Genomic DNA, 8,035 nt, shown 5'->3' on the forward strand with positions numbered 1-8,035 from the left:
CAGGCGCAACATGACCGAGATGGAGAATGAGACGCTTGCCGGCGAGCGCGGAATTACTCCGGTGGGAGGAGGGGACAATGGTCGAACGGCGATGCTCAAGCGCGGCTTCGGCGCGCTCGCGCTCACCGCATTCGCCTTTCTGATCATTTGGGGAACCTGGAAAAGCGACAAGCCGGTCGGTGAGTCCGCGCGCAAGCTCATGATTCGCCAGGCGGCGGCCTTCGAGCCTGCCGCGGAGCTACCTATCGCACCCATCACCACGGCCTCCATTCCGGTCGCACAGATCGCAGCCGCGCCAGCGGCCCCCGCGCCCGCAACGGACCAGATGCTGGAAAGTGCTCGGCGCGCGCCAGTGCTGGCCTATAATCGGCCGATCGCATCGGGGCGTCCCGCCCGTGATGCCCCGACTGGAAGCGTCCCCGTCGATCCCTATGATTTCGGGCGGGCCGAGCCACGCAATGAGCTCGCCGACAAGCTCAAACCCACGCCGATCGAGGGCGTGCGGGCAGCGCGGCTTCCCAATCGCAATCTTCTGGTCACACAGGGCACGTCGATTCCGTGCGTGCTGGAGACCGCGATGTCGTCGGATGTGGCCGGCTTCGTCTCCTGCGTCGTGCTGCGCGACGTGATGTCGGATTCCGGCAACGTTGTGCTCATGGAAAAGGGTACGCAAGTCGTTGGCGAATACCGCGGCAATGTCCGGCGCGGCTCAAAGCGGATGTTTGTGCTATGGGCTCGCGCCAAGACGCCGACAGGCGTCATCGTGGCGCTGGCCTCGCCCGCTACGGACGCGCTCGGCCGTGCCGGCTTCGACGGCGACATCGACACGCACTTTTGGGAGCGCTTCGGCTCGGCGTTGTTGTTGTCAATCGTCGGCGATGCCTCTTCGATCGGACGCCAGCAACTACAAGACGGCTCGATTCAGATCAACAACACGGCTGGCGCGACCAACACGGCCGCCGGCATCGCCGTCGAGCAGTCCATCAACATCCCGCCAACGCTGAGTAAGAATCAGGGCGAGCTCGTCAATATCTTTGTCGCGCGCGACCTGGATTTCTCGTCGGTCTACCAACTCAAACGGATCGAAAGCCGCACCCAGATTCTCGACCGCACCATTCCCGGACGCCTCGTCGGGCCCGCCGTGGTGACGAAATGAGCCAAATCGCATCCACCGGGCAGGACGGTGGTCGCCTGGTGCTGGCGCGCTACCTCGAGCCGTTGGCTCCTTACCTCGCGGACGACACCCTGACCGAAATTGTCGTCAACCGTCCCGGCGAGATCTTCGTGGAAGGGCCTGACGGTTGGACCCGACATGAATCGGCAGCCCTCACGCAAACGTACCTCTCACATCTTGCAACCGCGGCCGCCAGTCACACTCGTCAGGACATCGGGCCGGAATACCCGGTGGTATCGACCAGCCTGATCGGCGAGGAGCGCTGTCAGATCGTCGTGCCGCCAGCCGTGCCTGCTGGCACGATCAGCCTCACGATCCGCAAACCCTCGACACTGACCATGAACCTGGACGCGCTTGAGCGGGTAAAGCTGTTCGATGAGGTCCGCTCCGCGAGTGACGAACTGAACGCCGATGAGCATCGATTGCTCGCGTTGAAAGAGGCCGGCCAATGGCGCGAGTTCCTCGAGCTTGCGGTGCGCACCCGCCGCAATATCCTGATCTCGGGGGCGACGGGTTCCGGCAAGACGACTCTGTCCAAGGCGCTGATTGCGGCGATCCCGGCGCATGAGCGGCTGCTCACTATTGAAGACACGGCCGAGCTCGTCATCCCGCATCAAAATTGCGTCCGGCTGCTCTACGCCAAAGACGGGCAGGGTGTGGCCAAAATCGGTCCCCGCGAACTCCTAGAATCTTCCTTGCGCATGCGGCCTGACCGCATCCTGCTGCAGGAGCTGCGCGACGGCACCGCCTTCTTTTATCTCAGGAACGTCAATTCGGGGCACCCAGGATCGATTACGACCGTTCACGCGGACAGCGCCCGCCTTGCCTTCGAACAGATGACGCTGCTGGTGAAGGAGAGTGCGGAGGGACGGGACCTTCATCGCGACGATATTCGTTCGCTCTTGCTGCATCTCGTCGACATCGTCGTCCAGATGCAGAAGCGTAACGGTAGGTACCGGATCTCAGAAATCTACTATGACCCCGTTCGCAAACGCGACCATGCCCGCTAAAGCGGCCAGGGGCACGGCGCTTGCGCTCCTGGCGGGCGCAGTCTTCCTGCTGGTTGCCTCGAACGTTCTCCTGCTCGGGCTCAGGCTTCATGATGGCGGCTTCCACTGGTCGGAAATCGCCACAGGCTGGCCGCGTTATGGGAGAGACCCGCGCTTCGACCGATGGCTGACACTATCGACGCTCGCCGCGCTGATTGTTGTCTTTGGCCTGCTCGGCGCCATCCTTCGGCACCGTCCGCTTCCCCTTCACGGCAAAGCCCGATTCGCCTCCGAGCGCGAGATCAAGGCCGCCGGCTTACGATCCAAGGAGGGTCTGTTGCTCGGCCGCAAGGACGGCAAAATGCTCTGCTTCGGCGGATCGGAACACGTCCTTCTCTACGCCCCAACCCGCGCCGGAAAGGGGGTCGGCTATGTCATTCCGAACCTGCTCAATTGGCCGGATTCAGTTGTTGCGCTGGATGTAAAGAAGGAGAACTGGGATCGCTCGGCCGGCTTTCGCGCAGCCCACGGGCAGGAGGTCCATCTGTTCGACCCGCTCGACGAGAACGGTCGCACCGCGCGCTACAATCCGCTTGGTTACGTACGCAGCGATCCCGCCGACCTCTATGACGATCTGCAGCGCATCGCGGTGATGCTGTTTCCGGCCGAAAGCCGCGGCGATCCGTTCTGGTTCGAGGCGGCTCGTTCATCCTTTGTGGCGATCGGCGGCTACGTCGCGGAAACGCCTGGCTTGCCATTGACGATCGGCGAGATCCTGCGCCATCTTTCGGCGACCCAGGATCTCAAAGCCCACTTCGACAAGATCATCGCCGACCGCAAGGCGGCTCCGTCCCCGCTGTCGCGACACTGCATCACAGCGCTGAACGATTTTCTCGCTGCCTCCGAGAATACGTTGAACTCGGTCCGCAAAACCGTGACGGCCCGCCTTGGCCTCTGGCTCAATCCCCGCATTGACGCCGCAACCTCGGCCAATGACTTCGATCTGCGGCAGCTGAGGCAGCAGCCCATGTCGATCTATCTCGGGGTGACACCCGACAATCTTGACCGCATGGCGCCGCTCCTGAATCTGTTCTTTCAGCAGGTGGTCGACCTCAACACCCGCGAACTACCGGAACAAAACCGCAAACTCGCTCGCAAAGTGCTGCTCTTGCTGGACGAATTTCCGGCGCTGGGCAATGTCAATGTCCTAGCGAAATCGGTCGCCTTCGTCGCCGGATACGGCATCCGCCTCCTCACCGTCGTCCAGAGCCCGGCGCAGCTCCGCGCGATCTATGGGGTCGATGCGGCCCGGAACTTCATGACCAACCACGCCGTGGAGGTCGTGTTTGCCCCGAAGGAGCAGGACGTGGTAAATGAGCTCTCGGAGCGCATCGGCTACGATACGGTGACTGCACGCAGCCGCAGCGGACCGAAAGGACTTACCAGGCGGTCTACCAGCGAGACGGTGTCCGAGCATCGTCGCGCCCTGATGCTGCCGCAAGAGCTCAAGCTTCTTCCGAAATCCAAAGCCTTCATTCTCGGCACCGGCATTCCCCCCATCATCGCCGACAAGATAATCTATTACGAGGATAAGTCTTTTCTGGAACGATTGCTGCCCGCGCCTGTCCCGCAGATGCCCAAAGGTCGTTCGAATGCACTGCTCGACGCTGAGATCAAGGAGCTGCGCTCCGAGATTGCCGAGTTGCGCGTGGTACTGCGAGCGCGGCCAATGACCGATGAGGAGGTGGCCGACCCCTCCACCATTCCTGCCGGCGCCAGTTTTGATTTCGGTAACGTGGATGTCGACCTTGAAGGCCTCTCCGAAGACGAACTGCAAGCCTGGACCCTGAACTACATCGACGCTCAGATCATTCCGCCGACGCGGCGGACAGGCCGCAAGCAGAGGGGTGAGCAGCATGAACGAAAGGCATGACGCGAGCGAGGAATTCAGCCTGGAGCGACAACGTCGCGAGGGGCGCGCTTTCGCTCGAGAAAAGGGGGAAGATGAGTCCATAGCAACAGCCCCCAACAAGCCTTCATCTGCCGAGGTTACCGATAGTGCGTTTCCGGACCGTATTCGTCGGAAATATTACGTGGTGGCCAGTGAATCCGAGAAGGATGGATCTGACCGCGAGGCGCAGCTCTATGCCGACGAGCGGAAAGAGTACCTCGCGTTCAAGACCACTGAAGATCGCCTGGTCACCCGCCTAGCTGCCGCCGAAGTGATCCGGGACATGGTCAGTGTGGCACAACATCGCCAGTGGGAGGCACTTCACGTCCGTGGTTCCGTCGAGTTCCGACGCGAGGCTTGGCTCGAGGCTGGCGCGCGCGGGATGGATGTTAAGGGCTATCAACCAAGCGAACTTGATGGCCAGGCGCTCGCCGACCGACGAGCCGCATGGAATCGAGCCCACGGCCGGACCAACGATGTCGAGACTCGCTCGGCCTCCGACAGGTCACTGCAGGCGGATCGGCTCGATTACGACAAGGGCGTTTCCGGACGTCTGATGGAGGTCGGTTTTGGCCCGTATCGCAACCGCGCCGACGCGGAGCCGTCAACCTATGTAGCCATCGAACTGGATGATGGCCGGCGACATCAGGTGTGGGGAGTCGGCGTTGTAACGGACGTAGCAGACAGTGGCGCCAGGCCGGGCGACCGCATCTCTCTGCGAAGGGATGGCGTCGAACCCGTCATCAGGGCGATCAAGTCCATAGACGCCGCCACCGGAATCGCTGGCATTGAACGGCGCCAGATGTGGCGCAACATGTGGAAGGGCCGGCGGCAGGGCATGATTCCGACCTGCTCGCGGCCCATTCCCAGATTGTGGTCATCAACAAGCTTGTCGAACGCGCTCTGCCGAACGATGACAATGCTCGCCAGCGCATTATGGCATTCGCCAAGGAGCGGATCGCGCACCATCTCGAAAACGGTCGTTCGTTTGCACGCGCGACAGTCCTAGACTCCGTTCAAGAGCGCCACCTACCGCGAACCGACAAAGACGAGGCGCGTCATGAAGGACGGTTAAGATTGAAGGAGCAAGAGCGCTGACTTTTCTTTCCTGGTCTGGGAGCTGCACCTGACTCCTAGTCAGCGGGTCCCAGGTTCGAGCTGTCCAATGCGCTTTTGAACATATTGAACACACCTGCATGTCCGATGCCGGGTGGAGTGGCCTAAAGCGTTATATTCTTGCCGTGCCAGGTTGAACGTCTGGAGGGACGCCCTCCTGGCCGGGCCAGGCTCGATGCAGCAACATCTGGCAAATCTATCAACCTTAAGAGGCGTTATCACTTCAGTCGTCCACGCCGCCGTCGCGGCCTTGGCAAGTCTAGGAACTTTCATTCGTCGAGTGCAATGCAATGGCAGTTCTTTAGGAATTGCCTGACACAAGCCTTCTCAGGACTTGCTCTCGTCGACCGGTGGGTGAGCGATGCTCCGGGGTTCGACGTCCGCTGACATACACTCGACTATCTCGATGATGCGTCGACGGTCGGCAGGAGTCTGCAGCCCACGAAAGGCCTTAAGAGACGGAAGGTCTCTGCGACCTCGTCAGAACGGCTCTTGATCGACAAGGAAACGCGAGTAGTTCACGCTGATCTAGATCTCCGAAGGCCTCCGCAGACGTGGGTGCATATAGCTCGCGCTGTTCCCGCAACTCCCTTAAAATGTCGACATACCCCGATCATGGCTTCACCGTCCAAAGCTAGCGAGGTCGTGGCAAGCCCAAGCCGTAGCCGGGAACAACTTTGCTCGCGGCTGCTGCCATTCCAGCAACCTTGCAGTCCGACAGCGTCGCCATGTAGCCCTCTAGTCTTACTGCGTCACAAACGATGATCTGTGTAGTGGTCGAACTTGATCGCACAACAAGGACATCTCGACAGCGTTCGGACGAGCCCATGTTCGAGCCGCCGTCGCATCGTCGCGATCGAATTTGGAATGTGACGTTGGGTCCGCAGCGGCAGATCCGCGGGGTCTGTAATCTGCGGGAACGCGATCGAGCGGGATCGGCCGGTCGCGCCGAGCGCCTGAGGGGGGAATCGTCTCCCGCTCGGAGATCAGGAATCCGTAGGCTGCAATGCACATCGTTGCGTGATGATGAAAGCCGCGCCAGCCGCGTCCCTCGAAGTGGCCGAGCCCGACCTCCTGCTTGAGTTCCTGATAGTCGCGTTCGATGCGCCAGCGCAATTTAGCCGTCTCAACGAGCGTCCGGAATGCCACATCATCCGGCAATGTCGAGAGCCAGTATTTGGTAGGCTGGTCCTCGCCTTTCGGCCATTCGATCAGCAACCATTCCTCCAATCGCCGGGTGGCTTGCCAATAATCACGATGCGCGGCACGGACCCGCACGCGTGCAAAGCGCGAGGTCAGCTTTCGTTCCTTGCCGCCAGGTGATGGTGCGCCAAGCTTTGGCCGGCAGGCCGATCGCGAGCGCCTTGACGGCGGCCGGCTGATGCTGACGGTTGCGGCGCATCAGTTTCGGTGGACGGCCGCGGCCCGACCATGGCTTCGGCGGCAAGGGACCGGTGCCGGCTCGACAGAAGACCCGCCACATAGGTCAATCCCAGCGCCGTGATCTCCGTGCGCAGGTCGCTGTTGTTGCCATAGCCCGCGTCCATCAGCACGACACCGCGCGGAAGGCCGCTCGCACAAGCCCACCGCAACTGCCCCAGCGCGATCTCCGGCTTGGTTCGGAAGCCGACTTCGGCAGGAATGCCCACCTTTCGCCGCCGATCGCGGTCCTCAGTCCATTCCTTCGGAAGATAAAGACGATAGGCGACAGGCAGGCTGGCGTGGTGGTTGGCAATCGACAGTGAGACCGCCACCTGACAATTATCCTGCTTGCCGAGCTGCCCGCAATATTGCCGTGCAACTCCAACTGAATGGCGCCCCTGCTTGGGAAATCCGGTATCGTCGATGATCCAGGCTTCGATGGGGCCTTGGCGTTCAATCGCCGGCAGGACCATCTCGCGTACCTTGCCCAGCACCTTCTCATCCGACCAGGCGCCGCTGCCGACGAAATGCAGCAGTGATTGATGCTGGGCGGCCGTCCGTTCCGGAGCTGTCACCGCCGCCATCGGCTCCACGCTTTTGCGACCGCCACAGGCAATCAGGCCGACGCAATAGTCGCGCAGCGGCGCCTTCCGATCAGCATGATCGATAACACTGGCAAGCCCTTCCAAATACGCCGCAAATCGCTTCTCGCTCGTCTTGGTGCCACGCCTGCTCATGTCGGCCTCATCGGCTGATGGTCCATGCTTCAACCATCACTGATTCTGGCCGGCGGTTTTGTGACTCAGTCAGACTAGTACCTCGTCACAGAGGATTTGACTGGTTGATTTCGAGCCATTTGAGGATTGGGATTTCGTCTGGAGGAACGAGGAGCTCGATACTTCGTGCGACGCCGGGTTGACGTCGGATAAGACCGGCTCGTTCGAGGGTGACGACCATCTGATGAACCGAGGGTGGGCTAACCTGGAAGTGGCGTTGCATGTCGGCTTCGGCGGGGGCGCACCGGAACATGTGCGAGTAGGTGTAGATGAAAGCGAGGTACTCGCCCTGCTTTTCGGTGAAGCCTTGCGCGCCGGGGCGGCGGGCGAGGCCTGATTTCCGATTCATTTGTCGATTCATCCGGCTCTCCGACAAAGGGGGCCGAGATGAATATACGTTATCGAGTCGAACTGAGCCAAGCCGAACGCGACGAACTGACCACGATGCTGAGCAAGGGCAAATGCGCTGCCCGCAAACTCAAGCGAGCCCAGATTCTGCTGGCGGCGGATGCCGGCCGCAGCGACGAGGAAATTGTGCGCACCGTGGCGGTGGGCGGCTCCACCGTGTACCGGACCAAGCGGCGCTTCGTGGAAGGCAATCTGGAAC

Annotated in this window: 7 protein-coding genes and 1 pseudogene; 5 read left to right on the forward strand and 3 right to left on the reverse strand. The window is 61.3% G+C overall.

Annotated elements, in window-relative coordinates:
- The first annotated feature begins 10 nt into the window (after positions 1-10).
- The 4 genes from virB10 to CWO89_RS06005 are packed head-to-tail and all read left to right on the forward strand — an operon-like array spanning position 11 to position 5,123.
- Positions 11-1,156, forward strand: a complete 1,146-nt coding sequence (virB10, locus tag CWO89_RS05990; protein WP_130577715.1) for a type IV secretion system protein VirB10 — start codon at positions 11-13, stop codon at positions 1,154-1,156.
- Entirely contained in the window at positions 1,153-2,184 is a 1,032-nt protein-coding gene (virB11, locus tag CWO89_RS05995) for a P-type DNA transfer ATPase VirB11 (RefSeq protein ID WP_130577716.1), read from the forward strand. Before virB10 ends, virB11 begins: the two co-directional genes overlap by 4 nt.
- Entirely contained in the window at positions 2,150-4,096 is a 1,947-nt protein-coding gene (locus CWO89_RS06000; RefSeq protein ID WP_130577717.1) for a type IV secretory system conjugative DNA transfer family protein, read from the forward strand. The genes virB11 and CWO89_RS06000 overlap by 35 nt, the downstream gene beginning before the upstream one ends.
- Positions 4,080-5,123, forward strand: coding sequence for an LPD7 domain-containing protein (locus CWO89_RS06005; RefSeq protein ID WP_245475764.1), 1,044 nt, complete (start codon positions 4,080-4,082; stop codon positions 5,121-5,123). The genes CWO89_RS06000 and CWO89_RS06005 overlap by 17 nt, the downstream gene beginning before the upstream one ends.
- A gap of 851 nt (positions 5,124-5,974) precedes the next feature.
- Here the strand turns inward: CWO89_RS06005 and CWO89_RS47625 are convergent.
- The 3 genes and pseudogenes from CWO89_RS47625 to CWO89_RS06015 all read right to left on the reverse strand — a co-directional run bounded on the left by CWO89_RS47625 (position 5,975) and on the right by CWO89_RS06015 (position 7,789).
- On the reverse strand, positions 5,975-6,508 hold the full coding sequence (locus tag CWO89_RS47625) for a transposase (RefSeq protein ID WP_245475765.1): 534 nt from the start codon (positions 6,506-6,508) through the stop codon (positions 5,975-5,977).
- Positions 6,483-7,389, reverse strand: a pseudogene (locus tag CWO89_RS47635) (IS701 family transposase). The gene CWO89_RS47625 and the pseudogene CWO89_RS47635 overlap by 26 nt, the downstream one beginning before the upstream one ends.
- 85 nt (positions 7,390-7,474) lie before the next feature.
- Positions 7,475-7,789: a LexA family protein gene (locus CWO89_RS06015; RefSeq protein WP_245475767.1), complete on the reverse strand. Its 315-nt coding sequence runs from the start codon at positions 7,787-7,789 to the stop codon at positions 7,475-7,477.
- A 26-nt stretch (positions 7,790-7,815) separates the two neighbouring features.
- On the opposite strand from CWO89_RS06015, the gene CWO89_RS06020 reads away from it, so the two are divergent.
- The coding region (locus CWO89_RS06020; protein ID WP_130577718.1) for a helix-turn-helix domain-containing protein at positions 7,816-8,035 on the forward strand (220 nt) is incomplete at its 3' end.

The sequence above is a fragment of the Bradyrhizobium sp. Leo170 genome, assembly GCF_004296405.1.
Lineage (GTDB): Bacteria > Pseudomonadota > Alphaproteobacteria > Rhizobiales > Xanthobacteraceae > Bradyrhizobium.

Excerpts from the sequence above, each read along its gene's own strand:
- virB10 (WP_130577715.1), top strand. The coding sequence starts at position 11 with ATGACCGAGATGGAGAATGAGACGCTTGCCGGCGAGCGCGGAATTACT.
- CWO89_RS06015 (WP_245475767.1), bottom strand. The coding sequence starts at position 7,789 with ATGAATCGACAAATGAATCGGAAATCAGGCCTCGCCCGCCGCCCCGGC.
- CWO89_RS06005 (WP_245475764.1), top strand. The coding sequence starts at position 4,080 with ATGAACGAAAGGCATGACGCGAGCGAGGAATTCAGCCTGGAGCGACAA.
- CWO89_RS06000 (WP_130577717.1), top strand. The coding sequence starts at position 2,150 with ATGACCCCGTTCGCAAACGCGACCATGCCCGCTAAAGCGGCCAGGGGC.
- virB11 (WP_130577716.1), top strand. The coding sequence starts at position 1,153 with ATGAGCCAAATCGCATCCACCGGGCAGGACGGTGGTCGCCTGGTGCTG.